Here is a 15,558-nt window from a genome sequence, read left to right as displayed (position 1 = left end):
TCAGTCCTCATCGAGTACGGCGCTCAGGCGGACCCGGCGCTTGGGTGCTTCGTCCTTCGGAACAGTGCCCACGATACCGGCGGTGTCATCCGGAACCTCGAACACGATCAGCGGTTCGCCGACGTTGATGGTCTCACCGGGCGCCCCGTGAATACGCACCACTTTACCTGCCTGCGGGCTGGGCAATTCGAGGGCTGACTTGCTGGTTTCGAGCTCGACGATCGCCTGGTTGCGTTCCACCTGTTGGCCGGGTTCCACCAGCCACTCCAGCACGGTTGCTTCGATGAGGCCTTCGCCCAGATCGGGGAGCGGGAAGGAAATTTCAGCCACGGCGGTACTCCAGTACGCGTTGGATCCCAAAGAGGATGCGATCGATGTTGGGGATGTATTCGTCCTCCAGGTCCCCGGAGGGGTAAGGGACGTCGAAGCCGGTCACACGCTCCACCGGTGCCTTGAGCGTTGCGAAACAACTCTGGGTAATCAGTTGCGCAACTTCGGCGCCGAGGCCGGAGGTGAGCGGCGCTTCATGGACGACGACGGCGCGCCGCGTCTTTCCCACGGATGTCGCCAGGGCTTCGGCATCGATGGGTTTGAGCCAGCGCAGGTCCAGGACTTCGATGTCGATACCATCCTCGGCTGCCAGTTCAGCCACCTGGAGGCAACGGGAGACCATGGCGCCCCACGCCACCAGCGTCAGGTGCCGGCCTTCCCTGGCCACCCGGGCACCGGTGAGGCTGCCGGCGTCGTCCGTTCCGCCGTCGTGCGCTGCCGTGTTGGCGTCCGCGGACGCGACGTCCACCGGTCCCTTTTGCCAGTACCGGGACTTCGGTTCCATGAAGATCACGGGATCCGGCCGGGTGGCCGCGTACTTGAGGAGGTGGTAGGCGTCGTGGGGGTTCGACGGCGAGACCACTTTCAGGCCGGGCACGTGGGCGAACAGTGCTTCAAGGCTTTCGCCGTGGTGTTCAGGGGCACGGATGCCACCAAAGCTGGGGACGCGCAGCGTGATCGGCATGGGCAGCGTACCGCGGCTTCGGTAGTTCATCCGGGCGATCTGGCAGACGATCTGGTTGATGGCCGGGTAGGCGAAACCGTCAAACTGGACCTCGGGGATGGGGTGGAAACCGGCCATGGCCAGGCCAACCGACATGCCGAGGATGCCCGACTCGGCAAGGGGGGTGTCGAAGACGCGGGCCTCGCCGTGCTTGGCCTGGAGGCCGTCGGTGATGCGGAAGACTCCGCCCAGCTGACCGCAGTCCTCTCCAAAGATCACGGTCTTGGGATTCTCGGCGAGGATTTCGTCGAGGGCCCGGTTGAGGGCCTGCTGCATGGAAAGCTGTTGGATGCCGACGGCGGCAGTTGCCGTGGGCTCTGCGGTGGTGGTCTCAGGCATGTTCGGACTCCTTGCGCCACTCGGTGGCCTGGGACTGGAGGGCGGGCGTTGGTTCCTGGAAGACCAGGCTGAACATTTCAGCGCCCGGCCGTGGGCCGAGGTCTGCGATCCCGGCCCGGATGGTGTCCTCTTCTTCTGCAGCCTTGCGCTGTGCCTCGGCGAAGAAGGCCTCATCGGCCACCCCGTCCGCGAGGAGGCGCTGCTTGAAGCGTTCCAGCGGATCTTCGCCCGCTCCGAGCCGTTCCTCGTCCAGCGTGCGGTACCTGCCGGGATCATCGGCGGTGGAGTGTGGGCCGCGGCGGTAGGTCATGGCTTCGATCACCACGGGGCCGTTGCCGGCACGGCAATGTGCGAAAGCGGAACGCGTGGCTTCGTAGACGGCAACGACGTCGTTGCCGTCCACTTGAAGGGACGGGATGCCGTATCCCGCAGCGCGCGCGGCCACGGAGCCGCCGGCAACCTGCCGCTCCGTCGGGACGGAGATGGCCCAGCCGTTGTTTTGGACGAAGAACACCACTGGGGCTTTCATGACGGCTGCGAAGTTCATGGCTTCGTGGACGTCACCCTGGGACGAAGCGCCGTCACCGAAGTACGTCATGGCAACGCCCATGTCCTGTGCTCCGCCGAGGGTCTGGCCATGGGCCCATCCGACGGCGTGCAGGACAGAGCCCGCAACCACTGCCTGGATGGGCGCGAACCTGGATTCAAGCGGGTTGTACATGCCGCCGTGCCAGGTTGCCTTGTGCGTGGACATGTAACCGACCATGTCCAGGCCCATGGCGCGGGCAACGCCCATTTCCCGGTAGGTGGGAAAGACGAAGTCGCGGGTGCGGTCCACAGCGTAGCCGCTGCCCACCTGTGCGGCCTCTTGGCCAAGTTCGGGGGCGTAGCCGGGAATGATGCCCTGCCGCTGCCAGGCGACGGCGGCAGTGTCCAGGTGACGGACTGCTGCCATCAGGGTGTACAGCTCACGGAGTTGATCATGGGTGAGTGGGGCCGCGTCATCATCGACGGCTCCCTGCACAGCTTTGATAGTCATGGCTGTGACCCTAGTCACCAGACTTGGCTGTGCGCAATCAGCTCACTTCAAACGGAACACTTTGTACAATTTGGGCACACACAGAAGCCCTGCGCAGTACAAACTGTGCAGGGCTTCTGGTTGCGGGTTAGCAGGAGGCTGTTAGCCCCGCGCTGCCGCCTTGGTGGCTTTTGCCTTGGCGTTGACGAAGCAGCCGGCTGCGATCGCGAGGATCAGCAGGAAGGTGCCCACCAACTGACCGGCGCTTTCCGGGTTGGCGAAGCCCACCACGAGGATGACGCCCAGCAGGACCAGGCCAACGATGGTGAGGTAGGGGAAGCCTTTCATCCGCAGCGGCAGCTCGGTCCCTTCCCGGTCCGCCCTGCGGCGCAGAATGAACTGGGACACCAGCGCCGTACCCCAGACCACCAGGCACGTGGAACCTACGAGGTTCAACAGTGCGGGCAGGATCTTGTCGGGGAACAGCAGTTCCAGGATGGTGGCGATGAAGCCGAAGGCAACGGAAACGCCGACGGCGGCCACCGGAACCTTGGAAGCGCTCAGGCGGGAGAGGATCCGGGGGGCTTCCCCGCGCTCGGAGAGGGAGAAGATCATCCGCGAGGCGCCGTACAGGTTGGCGTTCAGTGCGGACAGCAGTGCGACAACGGCTACCAGGGTGATGGCTGCGCCGGCGCCGGGAATTCCCGCCAGATCCAGCACTCCGGCGAACGGAGACTTCAATCCCTCGGAGCCCACGGGAAGCACGGCTGCGATGACGAAGACCGAACCGATGTAGAAAACAAGGATGCGCCACACCACTGTACGGATCGCCTTGCCTACGCTGTGGGCGGGGTTTTCGGTTTCCGCAGCGGCGACGCTGACGATCTCAGTTCCACCGAAGGCGAAGATCACCACGAACAGTGCGGCGGCGATGCCACCAATTCCATGGGGAGCGAAATCCCCGAAGGCCGAGAGGCCTGGCGAGGTAACGTTCGGCAGCCAGCCAAAGAGCAGTGCAGCGCCGATCAGCAGGAAAATCACGATTGCGGCCACCTTGAGGATGGCGAACCAGAATTCGAACTCGCCAAAGTTCCGGACGCCTACCAGGTTGATCCCGGTGAAGACCACCATGAAGACCAGGGCCAGTACCCACACCGGGATGACCGGCCAGACGGAAAACAGCAACCCTGCCGCGCCGAGGGCTTCAGCGGCGATGACCACCACGAGTTGGAGCCACCAGAGCCAGCCGATGGTGCCGCCGGCCGTTTTGCCGAGGGCCTTTTCGGCGTAGACCGAGAATGCCCCGCTGTTGGGGTTGGCGGCTGCCATTTCACCCAGCGCCCACATGACGAGGATGATCAGTGTTCCTGCAACAAGATAGGAGATCAGGACAGCCGGGCCGGCGGCCTGAACGCCCGCCCCTGATCCGAGGAAGAGGCCGGCGCCGATTGCGCTGCCCAATCCCATCATGGTCAGCTGGCGCGGTTTGAGTGAGTGGCCGAGGCCGGCCGTTGGTGCAGGAGCCGCGATGGACTTCGTTGTCATACGTGTCTACCTTCTATGGATTTCATGCTGGTTTGGCGTGCCGGCCTCATGGGCTTGGCACGCGGGCGTCGACGACGCAGCAAGAGCCGTGGAATAATTCTCGCAGTTTGTAAGATACATCACTTTTTGCTGTGGCGATGTGATGGGTATGGATCCCCGGGGACAGGAACTTTGATGCTGGTCGATGCGCTTGATGCAAAAATTGTACGTTTCTTCACCGATTCACCGCGATCTTCGGTTTTGGAGGCCTCGCGCGTGCTGAAGGTCGCCAGGGCTACGGTGCAGTCGCGGATCGACCGAATGATCGAAAACGGGGTCATAGGATCCTGGGTGCCGCAGCCGGATCCGGCCAACTTCGGGTTCCCGGTGGTGGCTTTCTGTTCCGTGACCATCACGCAGGAAATCGGGCATGACGCGATCATCGAAAGTCTGGGGGCGATTCCGGAGATCATCGAAGTCCACACGGTCACTGGGAACTCGGACCTTATGGTCCGTATCGCCGCGCGGTCCAACCCTGACATGCAGAGGGTGCTGGACGCCATGATCGCCACCAAGTCCGTGGTGCGTTGTTCCTCGGTGATTGTCCTGAACAGCCACATCCAAGGCCGGACCCTTCCACTGATGGAGGCGGCGGCGAAGTCCGTGTGACGTAAAGCATTTTGCGGGATGCCGATTGAGTCGTACCATTAGTTCTAGTCAATATGACTTTAACTAAGATCCACTCAGGATCGTAACGGCGACGAAGCGAGGTGAACGCCGTGAACACCAGCTCAGCCAATGTGGCCGAACGGCGGCTCGCACCGCCGTCGTTGGCTATCTCAACGGTGATTTTCGCCCTACGCCCCAGCGAAACATCCGGCCGCCCCACGCTGTGGCTGCCGCTCGTCCGCAGAATCCGTGAACCTTACCGGGACATGTGGGCGTTGCCCGGCGGCCCGCTGGCACATGACGAGTCCTTGCAGGACGCGGCCTCCCGGAACCTGCGGGACACCACGGGGCTTACCCCGCACTACCTTGAGCAGCTCTATGCTTTTGGCGGCCTCCATCGATCACCCACCCAGCGCGTCGTGTCCATCGTGTACTGGGCGCTGGTGCAACCCACTGAGGCTGCGCTCGCGGACGAATCGGAGAATGTGCGGTGGTTCCGCGCGGACAAACTCGGCGAGCTGGCATTCGACCACAACACCATCGTCGACTACGCCCTGTGGCGGCTGCGCAACAAGATGGCTTACGGGTCCATTGCCTACCACCTGCTGGGGGAGTTCTTCACCCTCGCCCAGGTCCGGGAAGTCTACGAAGCAGTGCTGGACCGCCAGCTCGATCCCGCGAACTTCCGCCGACACATCAAAGCCACACCGGAAATCGAAGAAACCGGTGAATACCTGCAAGGCGGAAAACACCGTCCGCCACGCCTCTACCGCTTCACCGGCACGCCCGGCCTCGGGCCAGATAACAGGAGTACACCATGAGCAGCGTCAACACTGCCGTCCAGCTGATCACTCGCGAAGAAGCCGAGAAGGGCCTCTCCCGCGCAGGGTCCACGTGCAGCCCGGCCTTGGCCAGGGGCCCATGGGAATACGACCTTGCCGAGGCCCTGGCCGGCGAGCCCGCTTATGGCCCTGGTGCCTCCAGCAGCGATGTTGCGCCCAAGGCCACACCGCGCCAAGGCCAGCTGCCGGAAGAGTACAAAAAAGCTTCCGACGCCGAACTCGACGCCCGCATCCGGGCCGCCAAGGCGACGCTCGGGGACCGTGCCGTCATCCTGGGCCACTTCTACCAGCGCGACGAAGTCATCCAGTACGCGGACTTTGTGGGCGACTCCTTCCAGTTGGCCAACGCCGCGCTGACCAAGCCCGATGCCGAAGCCATCATCTTCTGCGGTGTCCACTTCATGGCCGAGACTGCGGACATCCTCTCCACGCCCGCTCAGGCTGTCATCCTGCCCAACCTCGCCGCCGGCTGTTCCATGGCTGACATGGCAGATGAGGACTCCGTGGAGGAATGCTGGGAGCAGTTGGAGGAAATCTTCGGCACGGAGCCGGACGCTGAGGGCCGGGTACCGGTCATCCCCGTCACCTACATGAATTCCTCTGCTGCGCTCAAGGCCTTCTGCGGCCGGAACGGCGGCATCGTCTGCACGTCCTCCAACGCCAAAGTGGTCCTGGAATGGGCTTTCGAACGGGGACAGCGCGTCCTCTTCTTCCCCGATCAGCACCTCGGGCGCAACACGGCCAAAGCCCTTGGCGTCCCGCTGGAGCAGATGCCCATGTGGAACCCCCGCAAGGAACTCGGCGGCAACGATGAGCAGGCGCTGCTCGATTCCCGGGTGATCCTCTGGCACGGTTTCTGCTCGGTGCATAAGCGGTTCAACGTCGGCCAGATCGAAAAAGCCCGCCAGGACTTCCCGGGCGTCAATGTGATCGTGCACCCCGAATGCCCCATGGAGGTGGTGGACGCAGCTGACTCCGCAGGGTCCACCGACTTCATCAAGAAGGCCATAGCTGCCGCCACCGAACCCACCACGTTCGCCATCGGCACCGAAATCAACATGGTCAACAGGCTTGCCGCGGAAAACCCGCAGCACACCATCTTCTGCCTCGACCCCGTCATTTGCCCGTGCTCCACCATGTACCGCATCCACCCCGGCTACCTGGCCTGGGTGCTGGAGGAACTCGTCGAAGGACGCATCGTCAACCGCATCACAGTGGACGACGCCGTACAGGACAACGCCAAAGTTGCCCTGGAGCGCATGCTGGCCGCCAAGCCTGCCTAGCACAGGCATTCCCACTAGCCGAAGAGAGCCTCGCATGACCACAGAGAGCCTTGCTGGAGGGCCCCGGCCCAAGCGGCTGATCATCGTCGGAAGCGGCATCGCCGGACTGTACTCCGCCTTGCTGGCCGCCGAAGCGGGCGCCGACGTGGTGTTGCTGACCAAGGGTGCCCTCGCGGACAGCAACACCTTCTACGCACAGGGTGGCATCTCAGCGGTCCTGGACGAGCCGGCGCCCGGCGATACGGTCGCCGCCCACATCGCCGACACCCTCAAAGCGGGCGCCGGGCACTGCAACGAAGAAGCGGTGCGGGTGCTCTGCACTGAGGCCAGGCTGGACATCGCCGGGCTGGTGCGGTTCGGGGTCCGCTTCGACCTGGACGACGACGGCGATCCCGCCTTGGGCCTTGAAGCTGCCCACTCCGCGCCACGCATCCTCCACGCAGGGGGCGACGCTACCGGGGCCGGGGTTGCCGCCGCACTGATCAGGACCGTCCTGGACTTCCAGGCAGCAGGCAGGATCCACGTGATCGGCCACGCCCATGTCACCTCCCTGTCCCAAGGCGATGGCTTTCACGGCGACGGCCGCATCGCGGGTGCCAATTACATCCAGGACGGACGCCACCACAGCATCCAAGGCGACGCCGTACTGCTCGCCACCGGAGGCGCAGGGCAGTTGTTCGCACAGACCACCAACCCGTCCGTAGCCACGGCTGACGGGCTGGCGCTTGCCTGGCGCGCCGGTGCCACGGTGTCCGACCTTGAATTCTTCCAGTTCCACCCAACGTGCATGGTCCCCGCTCTCATCGGCCAAGGGTCGGCAAGCAGCCAAACCAACACCAACCCTTTGCTGATCTCTGAAGCCGTCCGCGGCGAAGGCGCCATCCTGATAGACGCCACCGGCCACCGCTTCATGCCCGACTACCACCCCGACGCCGAACTCGCCCCCCGGGACGTGGTCTCGCGCAGCATCGCCCTGCACCTGGCAAAGCTCAACGACCCCAACGGGCACGTCTTCCTCGACGCGAGGATGGTGGAAGAAGCGCGCGGCCAGGGATTCCTGGAAAAGCGATTCCCGACCCTCAGCAAACACACCCGCCAAGCCGGCGTCGACTGGACCCGGGAACCCGTTCCCGTAGCACCGGCCGCGCACTACTGGATGGGTGGGGTGGTGACCGACCTCTACGGCCGGACCTCGGTTCCCGGGCTGCTGGCCGCCGGTGAAGTGGCCTGTACCGGGGTGCAGGGCGCCAACCGGCTGGCAAGTAACTCCCTGCTTGAGGGGCTCGTTTTCGGGCGCCGGGCTGTGAGTGCTTTCATTGGGGCGGCTGACGCTGTCCCTCTGCGTGCTAACTCCGCCGCGGGCGGCCTCGCTTTTACGCACGCTGCCGGGACCCCGTCAGCCGACCACGGCACGTCACCCGGACAACCTTCGCGCTCCGGGTTCTCCCGGAGTGCGCTCCAGAAACTCATGACCGCCAAGGCCGGTGTGCTGCGGAGCGGTCAGTTGTTGGCTGAAGCCGCCGAGGCTCTTGGTGAGTGGGAGAGTGGAGTGCTTCCGCTGACTGTTCCTGACTCGGTTGAGGTGCGGGAGCATGAGGACGCGAACCTGCTGTTGGCTGCGCAGTTGCTGGTGCAGGCTGCACGGGAGCGGCGGGGTTCGCTGGGCGCGCATTACCGCAGCGACAGTATGACCGAACCCGCCGCCGTCGAACATTTTGACCAGCCTTACACCATGAGCCGGAAAGCGAGCCTCGTCCATGACTAACCTGACCCTCCCCGCAGCCCCCGTCCGGGAGATCCTGGAACGGGCGTTCGCGGAGGACGCTCCGAGCGGCGACATCACCTCCCAGCTGCTGATTCCCGCCGAGGCCCGGGCCACGGCCGTGCTGAACGCGCGCGTACCCGGCGTTTTCAGTGGCGGCACGGTATTCCGCGACGCGATGAAGCTGGTGGACCCGGACACTGACGTTGAGCTGCTGCTCGCCGACGGTGAAGCGTTCGACGCCGGCACGCACCTCGCGCGGGTCAACGGCAGTGCCCGTTCGGTGCTGCTGGCTGAACGCGTAGGGCTCAACCTGGTGCAGCGCATGAGTGCGATCGCCACCAAGACAGCGGAGTTCGTCAGGCTGGTTGAAGGAACGCGTGCCCGGATCACGGACACGCGGAAAACCACCCCCGGACTCCGGGTGCTTGAACGCTACGCCGTGCGTTGCGGCGGAGGAGCGAACCACCGGTACAGCCTCTCCGATGCGGTCCTGGCCAAGGACAACCACCTTGCTGTCATGACCGGCGGCGACACCACCAAGCTGACTGAGCTGCTGACCGCAGCCAAAGCACAGCTGGGCCACACCACGCACTTCGAAGTCGAAGTGGACAATGCTGAGCAGATCGAACCGGTGCTGGCGGCCGGAGTGGACACCATCATGCTGGACAACTTCACCATCGAAGAGCTCCGCGCCGGTGTCAAGCAGGTGGACGGCCGTGCCATCGTCGAAGCCAGCGGCAACGTGAACATCAACACCGTCACCGGGATCGCAGCGGCCGGCGTGGATGTCATTTCCGTCGGCGCACTGACCCACAGCGTGAGCGCTTTGGACCTGGGCCTCGACATCGAACTCACCACATCGCAGCCCTAGGACCACCTCACTCCCATGATCTTCCTCGATGCCGCAGCCACCACTCCGATCCGCCGCGAAGCCCTCGACGCCATGTGGCCGTACTTGAGCGGCGAGTTCGGCAACCCCTCCAGCCATCACAGCCTGGGCGAAGCGGCTGCCTCTGCGCTCGCGGAGGCGCGCACCGGCGTCGCGAAGGTACTGAACTGCCGTGCCGGCGAGGTGACCTTCACCTCGGGCGGGACAGAGGCGGACAACCTGGCGGTCAAGGGCATCGCACTGGCCAGGCGGGCGGCCGATCCCTCGCTCAGCCGTGTGGTCATCAGTGCAATCGAACATCCGGCCGTGGAAGAATCGGCCCGTTACCTGCAGCGCGTACACGGTTTCGACGTCGATGTTGTCCCAGTCGATAGCCAAGGATTGGTCACCGTGGCTGCCCTGCGGGCTGTGCTGCGCCCGGAAACTGCCTTGGTGAGCATCATGTACGCCAACAACGAGATTGGAACCGTCCAGCCGGTAGCCGAACTTGCTGCCGTGGCCAGGGAACACGGAGTGCCGTTCCATACTGACGCCGTGCAGGCAGCTGGGTGGCTCCCCGTGGACGTCAAGGCCCTGGGCGTGGATGCGATGAGCATCTCAGGACACAAGCTGGGGGCACCGAAGGGGTCCGGGGTGTTGTTCACCAGGGGTCGCCTGCGGGTCGAGCCCCTGGTCCATGGTGGAGGCCAGGAGCGGGGCAGGCGTTCGGGAACCGAAAACGTTGCCGGCGCCGTGGCCCTGTCCACGGCTCTGGAGATGTCGAACGCCGAGCAGCAGGAACAGGCGGCCAGGGTTTCGTTGCTGCGCGATACGTTCATCAACCGGGTACTTCAGGCCGTGCCCGACTCCATGCTCACGGGCCACCCGAGCCTGCGGCTGCCCTCGGTTGCGTCGTTCTGCTTCCCGGGTACCAGCGGTGAATCGGTGTTGCTTGAGCTGGAGCGGCTTGGCGTGGTGTGTTCCAGCGGCTCGGCCTGCGCGGCCGGCTCCGATGCGCCATCGCCCGTTCTGGTGGCACTCGGCATCGCCCCGGAAACTGCGCAAACTGCCGTGCGCTTCAGCTTCACGTCAGCTGTTACCGACGCCGAACTGGAGCTGGCCGCCGCCGCCGTGGAAACCGCCGTCGGGCGTGTCCGCAACCTGGCCCCCCAGTAACCCCAGCCCGGCTACACGTGGCGGGCGCGCCGGAAAATCCAGTGCCGTAGCAGGGTGAAACGCACTGCCGTGGCCACGAACCCGGACAACGTGGTGGTCCAGAGCTCCTCGGTTACCGTGGCTTCGGGCCGGAACAGATGCAGCAGGCCCAAGCTGCCGCCCGTGATGACCAGCGCAATGCCGATGACGATAGCGCCGCTGAGGTGGTCCTGGGCGCGTTTCTTCCTGCCCGTGATTTTGAAGGTGAGCCGCCGGTTCAACGCAGTGTTCATCAACGACGTCACGATCAAGGCAACAGCATTGGCCAGTTGGGGATCGATCCAGGGACGCAACAACGCATAAATGGCCAACGAACTGGCTGTGCAGACGATACCGACGCCCGTAAACCGCAGCAATTGGCGCACCACCGGATACTTCAGGACGCCGCGGTGCCGTTTTTTGGGCGGCTTGCGTGGGGGAGAGGAGCGTAGCTCGGTGGCTTCCGCGGCAATCTCCATGTGTTAAGCCTGACACACTATGCCGGGTGCTCCTCCCAGGAAGCGCCGGTGACAGGGTTGCGCAGCTCGCCGATGCCTTCCACCCGGCACACAACAGTGTCCCCGGGATGGATGCGCGCGCACTCTGCCGGGAAGCCCGTGAGCACCAGATCGCCGGGCTGGAGCGTCATGAACGAGGTCAGGTAGACCATGATCTCATTCACTTTCCAGCCGAGGTCCGCGGAACTGGCGGTCCTTAACTCCGTGCCGTTGTGGACAATTCCGATGGAGAGGGCTGAGTCATCGAGTTCCGTGACGATCCAGGGACCTGCTGGCGTGAAGGTGTCCTGGCTCTTGGCGCTGATCCAGAGTTCGTCGGACTTCTGGAGGTCGCGGGCAGAGACGTCATTGCCGATCGTGTAGCCCAGGATCGCGGACCTCGCCGTTTCCAGGGTCAGGCCCCGCGCCTTATGGCCCACGACGACGGTCAGCTCGGCTTCCGGGTCCACGTGGCCCACGGTCGAGCCCAGCTGGATCGCGTCATCCGGGCCGATCACGCTGGACGCCGCTTTGTGGAATGCCTGCGGCGGCAGGTCGCGGCCCGGTTGTCCGGTGTTGTGGGCCATCCCGAGCACGTTGACCGGTATGGAGGGCGCCAGGAAGCGGAAGCTGACTTCGCCGACCACGGTGCCCGGCTCCCACCCTTCCCGGTGGGAGCTCGAAGCATTCGCCCGTGATGAAGGGAAGGGCGAGTCGATGATCGTCCACTGCCTGCCCTCAGCAGAGTCGAAGTCGGCTGCATCGTTGGCCACGAAGAAGTGTTCGTCGGGGCTCTGGCCTGCGGAGGACTCCGCGGCAACAGGGCGGACGCGGGCGATACGACGGGGAAGGCGTGAGGTCATGAAGACATCCTACGTCCTCCCTGAAGATCTCCTGCGTTGTGAGGCCCGCTTGGCGCCCTATATCGCATCCGATCCGTGCAGAGCGGGCCACGCAACGCATCCGAGGCGTGCAGAGCCGGCCTCACAACGCAGCAGGCAAGCGGCTCAGGCCAACGGCGCCGACCCGAATGCGACGCTGAAACGGTCGCACCAGAGGACCACCGAGGTCAGTCCGTCAATGACGGTGCCCGCTGGTATGACGTAGTTGTGGTTGCCATGGGTGGCCTTAACGGCACCAAGGTCCACGTATCGCCCCGAGCGGTACTTGAACCAGTCCCCGCCAGCTTCCAGGCTGCTGAGCCAGACTTTGACGTCCGGGCCGTCGCTGCTGGCCAGGTTCTCAAGCCGGAGCAGGTGGCTGCCGTCGGGGAGTTCCAGCAATTGGGCAGTGCCGGACGTTTCGTGTTCCTGGGACCCGAACATGCCGGACCTGAGCACCGTCGGTCCGCTCGGTGTCGGCGAAGTACTCGGGGCCGCGGAGGTTGACTGGCCCGCAGGCGGCTGTGGGCCCACGGTGGTTGATGGTCCCGCTGAAAGCTGTTCGGCGGGCAGGGCTTCGTTGAGGCTGCTGCTGGTGAAGAGCCGCCACGGTTGAAACAGCGCGGCCCCGGCCAGCACCGCGCTCAAGACCAGCACCCCGCCCAGCAAGGTCAACGTCCTGTGGGCCCGGATGAAACCCCGGAATCGGTTCATGGTTCAAGGCTAGGCTTCGGGCCGTCGCTGCAGGGGCTTCATTGCTTACGGTACGGTGACGCGTTGATTCCCGTGCCGCGGAGGAAGAACACAGAACGCTGGCTTAGAATCCGTTCCATGCGTCTGGCGATAATTGGTTTGATCCTCCTTGTGGCGGGCGGGGTCACTGTTGCCACAGGTGTCCTCCCGTGGCACGAAGTAACGGTGCTGGTGGACAGGGTGGCTCCGATCCTGGCCTTCGTCGTCGCCATGACGGTGGTGACCGAGCTCGTCAGTGAAGCCGGTGCCTACCAATGGATCGCCCGGCATTTGCGCGGGTGGGGCCGTGGCCGCGCCGTCCTGTTGTGGTTGCTGTTGGCCCTGTTCGCCACCCTGAGCACCATCTTCCTCTCATTGGATACGACGGCTGTGCTGCTCACTCCGGTGGTCGTCACGGTAGCCCGCCAGGCTGGCCTCCCTGTCCTGCCCTTCGCCCTGACTACGGTCTGGCTGGCGAACACGGCCAGCCTCTTGCTACCCATCTCCAACCTGACGAACCTCCTGGCTCAGCACAACCTGGGCGGAATCAGCCCAGCACAGTTCGCCCAGCTGATGTGGGCGCCGTCGTTGGCTGCAGTTGTGGTCCCCTTGGCTTTCATAGCGATCGTCTTCAGGCGCGATCTCCGCAGGACCTATGCCCGCGACTCCACCCGGCCAGCAGCACTGGCCCGCCGCACGGCATCGCAGGACAAGACCCTGTTGCTGGTCAGCGCGATCGTACTGGTACTCCTCTTGCCGGCCCTGGTTTCTGGTGTTGCCATCTGGATTCCGGCAACGGCAGCAGCCGCGATCCTGGTGGTGGCGTTTGTCTTCCGGCGACCCAAGGTGCTGACGGTGACCCTGATTCCCTGGTCATTGCTCCTGTTTACCTGCGGGCTTTTTCTTGTGGTTGAAGCCGCCCAGTACGTCGGCGCGTCAGAGCTGCTGGGGCAGGCGGCAGGCGAAGGGAATGGGTTCACTGACCTGTTGAGGTTGGCCATGACGGGCGCCCTGGGCTCCAACGTCGTCAATAACCTGCCCGCTTACCTGCTGGCCGAGCCCTTGGCTGGAAATCCGGAACGGATGGCCGCCTTGCTGGTGGGCGTCAATGCCGGACCTCTCGTGGCACCATGGGCGTCGCTGGCCACACTGCTGTGGCACGATCGGCTGGTCCGGATGAACGTACTGGTCAAATGGAAAGGGTATGCGCTGTTCGGCCTGATTGTGGCACCCCTGACGATCGTCGCAGCAGTGGCCGCCCTCGCAATGACCGGTCCTGGCGGGCTGTTTGGCTAGCCCAGATACAGTTCGCCTACTGGAATGTCAGCGGCCAGCCGGTTGGCCGGTCCCGCCAGCGGGCAAGCCCAGGCTTCGTTGTAGGCGCACGACGGGTTGTAGGCGAAGTTGAAGTCGAGAATAAATTCCTGCTCTCCTCCGGAGCCCCTCGTTCCGTGGAAGGATCCCTTGACCGTATCCAACAGGTACCTTCCAGCGCCGTAGCTTCCGCCTGGCTTTCCGGCGGTGGCGTCACGGAAGGGAACGAATATTCCGCCGCCGTAGCTCCTTAGCCGCCATACGGCCAGGGAACCGAGCCCGGGAAGTTCGAAGGTGCCGATACGGGTGAAGGGCACCACGCCGTCCGTGCCCGTTTCGACGTTCATCTCCTGGCCGGTCCCTTCAGGCGAGAGCGCAGCGTACATCCGGAAGGAGGGGTCGTAGTCGGCGGTTCGCAAGCCGGAAAAGCGCGCCTTCATGTCCGCAGTGAGCGCCGATGCGGGGTGCGTGGCGAACATCAGATCCCGTTCCTGGCGCCAGAACACATGGGCGTCGAAGGGGTTGGTGGCTGCGAGTTGCCGTACCTTGTCGTAGAGGGCGAAGGTCCGCAACCGCCAGTCGGCTATATCAACCGCCGACATGGTGGGCAGAGTGTCCTCATATTCGTCGTACTGATCGGGAGCCATACCCTCAGCCTAGCCCTGTGCGTGTCGCGGTATCCCCGCCGATAGGCTGGGACCATGAAGGGCATGATGATCCCGACCCGGCCGGTAACGCGGCCTGTTGCCGCGGTGGCACTGGCATGCGCCGTTCTGTTGGCCGGCGCGGCCTGTTCGGCTGACAACAAAGGCCCGCAGGTCAGCCCCACCGTCACGTCGCAACCCAACAGTTCGGAATCCGGGACGGGAACGCCGGAAAGCACGACGACGGCAACAGACTCCGCGTCCGGCTCGCCGTCGGCGTCGGCTGATCCGGGCGGATCGCCCAGCGCCGAGTCCAGCCCTGCGGCTACAGCGTTGTCCTGGAAGACCTATACCGACCCTGCGAAGACTGTCAGCTTCGAATTGCCCGAAGACTGGATAGCCCAGTCCCTCACGCCTGAGTCCGGTTCCCTGCCCGGTGCCGTGAAGGTCGAAGTCAAGGATGGGGCCGGGAAGTACGTTGCCACGCTCCAAACGGGCCTGCCCACGTCGGCCCCCGCTGCGTGCCCAGCCGGCCAGTCGCGGCCCTATGTGGTGATCAGCAGTGTCCCCTTGGATATCCCGCATTCGGATGGACCCGATACCATCGACCCCCGGGTTGTCTTCCGTGTGATCCAGGGCTACAAGTTCTTTGGTTCCTATGGCATCACCAACGTTGTGGCAGGAAGTGATGGGCAGTCCTGCGAACTCAGGAACCGGGTCCAGGGTCCGGCCGGCAGGGGCGATTATTCCTTCGCGGACGTACCCGCCATCCACGCCTTTGCCGCGGACGAAAAAGTGGCTCCCGCCAAGGCGTTCGATACCTTGGACCTGGCCGCCAAATACGCAGCCCACGGCTCCGACTTTGCGAATGTCCAGCGGATGCTACTGTCTCTGAAGGTCAATTCGTAGTCCTGCGATTGGCTGATCCACACAA

At 64.4% G+C, this 15,558-nt stretch carries 16 protein-coding genes; 8 read left to right on the top strand and 8 right to left on the bottom strand.

The window, feature by feature from the left end; translation table 11 throughout:
* From AC5RU9_RS00540 to AC5RU9_RS00525, 4 genes are all read right to left on the bottom strand, one after another.
* On the bottom strand, positions 1-330 hold the full coding sequence (locus AC5RU9_RS00540) for a biotin/lipoyl-containing protein (RefSeq protein WP_211711587.1): 330 nt from the start codon (positions 328-330) through the stop codon (positions 1-3).
* Positions 323-1,393, bottom strand: a complete 1,071-nt coding sequence (locus AC5RU9_RS00535; protein ID WP_494014947.1) for an alpha-ketoacid dehydrogenase subunit beta — start codon at positions 1,391-1,393, stop codon at positions 323-325. Before AC5RU9_RS00535 ends, AC5RU9_RS00540 begins: the two co-directional genes overlap by 8 nt.
* A complete protein-coding gene (locus tag AC5RU9_RS00530; RefSeq protein WP_494014946.1) occupies positions 1,386-2,432 on the bottom strand; it encodes a thiamine pyrophosphate-dependent enzyme in 1,047 nt (348 codons plus the stop codon). Before AC5RU9_RS00530 ends, AC5RU9_RS00535 begins: the two co-directional genes overlap by 8 nt.
* A gap of 141 nt (positions 2,433-2,573) precedes the next feature.
* Complete coding sequence (locus tag AC5RU9_RS00525; protein ID WP_211711589.1) at positions 2,574-3,956, bottom strand: amino acid permease; 1,383 nt, start codon at positions 3,954-3,956, stop codon at positions 2,574-2,576.
* A 174-nt stretch (positions 3,957-4,130) separates the two neighbouring features.
* On the opposite strand from AC5RU9_RS00525, the gene AC5RU9_RS00520 reads away from it, so the two are divergent.
* From AC5RU9_RS00520 to AC5RU9_RS00495, 6 genes are all read left to right on the top strand, one after another.
* Positions 4,131-4,604, top strand: a complete 474-nt coding sequence (locus AC5RU9_RS00520; RefSeq protein ID WP_211711590.1) for an Lrp/AsnC family transcriptional regulator — start codon at positions 4,131-4,133, stop codon at positions 4,602-4,604.
* Between the two features lie 101 nt (positions 4,605-4,705).
* Positions 4,706-5,425, top strand: a complete 720-nt coding sequence (locus AC5RU9_RS00515; protein WP_211711591.1) for an NUDIX hydrolase — start codon at positions 4,706-4,708, stop codon at positions 5,423-5,425.
* Positions 5,422-6,729: a quinolinate synthase NadA gene (nadA, locus tag AC5RU9_RS00510; RefSeq protein WP_494014945.1), complete on the top strand. Its 1,308-nt coding sequence runs from the start codon at positions 5,422-5,424 to the stop codon at positions 6,727-6,729. The genes AC5RU9_RS00515 and nadA overlap by 4 nt, the downstream gene beginning before the upstream one ends.
* A gap of 34 nt (positions 6,730-6,763) precedes the next feature.
* Positions 6,764-8,494, top strand: coding sequence for an L-aspartate oxidase (gene nadB / locus AC5RU9_RS00505; protein ID WP_494014944.1), 1,731 nt, complete (start codon positions 6,764-6,766; stop codon positions 8,492-8,494).
* Entirely contained in the window at positions 8,487-9,365 is an 879-nt protein-coding gene (gene nadC / locus AC5RU9_RS00500; RefSeq protein ID WP_494014943.1) for a carboxylating nicotinate-nucleotide diphosphorylase, read from the top strand. Before nadB ends, nadC begins: the two co-directional genes overlap by 8 nt.
* A gap of 15 nt (positions 9,366-9,380) precedes the next feature.
* Positions 9,381-10,538 carry a cysteine desulfurase family protein gene (locus tag AC5RU9_RS00495; RefSeq protein WP_494014942.1) on the top strand — a complete coding sequence of 386 codons (1,158 nt, stop codon included), beginning with the start codon at positions 9,381-9,383 and terminating at the stop codon, positions 10,536-10,538.
* An 11-nt stretch (positions 10,539-10,549) separates the two neighbouring features.
* Here AC5RU9_RS00495 and AC5RU9_RS00490 read toward each other — a convergent pair whose 3' ends face one another.
* The 3 genes from AC5RU9_RS00490 to AC5RU9_RS00480 all read right to left on the bottom strand — a co-directional run bounded on the left by AC5RU9_RS00490 (position 10,550) and on the right by AC5RU9_RS00480 (position 12,648).
* On the bottom strand, positions 10,550-11,035 hold the full coding sequence (locus AC5RU9_RS00490) for a GtrA family protein (protein WP_494014941.1): 486 nt from the start codon (positions 11,033-11,035) through the stop codon (positions 10,550-10,552).
* A gap of 17 nt (positions 11,036-11,052) precedes the next feature.
* On the bottom strand, positions 11,053-11,916 hold the full coding sequence (locus AC5RU9_RS00485) for a fumarylacetoacetate hydrolase family protein (RefSeq protein ID WP_494014940.1): 864 nt from the start codon (positions 11,914-11,916) through the stop codon (positions 11,053-11,055).
* A 144-nt stretch (positions 11,917-12,060) separates the two neighbouring features.
* On the bottom strand, positions 12,061-12,648 hold the full coding sequence (locus tag AC5RU9_RS00480; RefSeq protein ID WP_494014939.1) for a DM13 domain-containing protein: 588 nt from the start codon (positions 12,646-12,648) through the stop codon (positions 12,061-12,063).
* Positions 12,649-12,765: 117 nt separating this feature from the next.
* Here AC5RU9_RS00480 and AC5RU9_RS00475 point away from each other — a divergent pair, with 117 nt between their 5' ends.
* Entirely contained in the window at positions 12,766-13,962 is a 1,197-nt protein-coding gene (locus tag AC5RU9_RS00475) for an SLC13 family permease (RefSeq protein WP_494014938.1), read from the top strand.
* Here AC5RU9_RS00475 and AC5RU9_RS00470 read toward each other — a convergent pair.
* Entirely contained in the window at positions 13,959-14,627 is a 669-nt protein-coding gene (locus tag AC5RU9_RS00470) for a DUF1684 domain-containing protein (RefSeq protein WP_211711600.1), read from the bottom strand. The two genes, AC5RU9_RS00475 and AC5RU9_RS00470, sit on opposite strands and share 4 nt — an antisense overlap.
* A gap of 54 nt (positions 14,628-14,681) precedes the next feature.
* Here AC5RU9_RS00470 and AC5RU9_RS00465 point away from each other — a divergent pair, with 54 nt between their 5' ends.
* The gene (locus AC5RU9_RS00465; RefSeq protein ID WP_494014937.1) at positions 14,682-15,533 is read left to right on the top strand and encodes a hypothetical protein; all 852 of its coding nucleotides are present in this window, start codon (positions 14,682-14,684) and stop codon (positions 15,531-15,533) included.
* Positions 15,534-15,558 lie beyond the last annotated feature (25 nt).

Source organism: Arthrobacter sp. B0316-5-4 (genome assembly GCF_059090325.1).
This window is presented reverse-complemented; position numbering and strand designations above follow the sequence as displayed.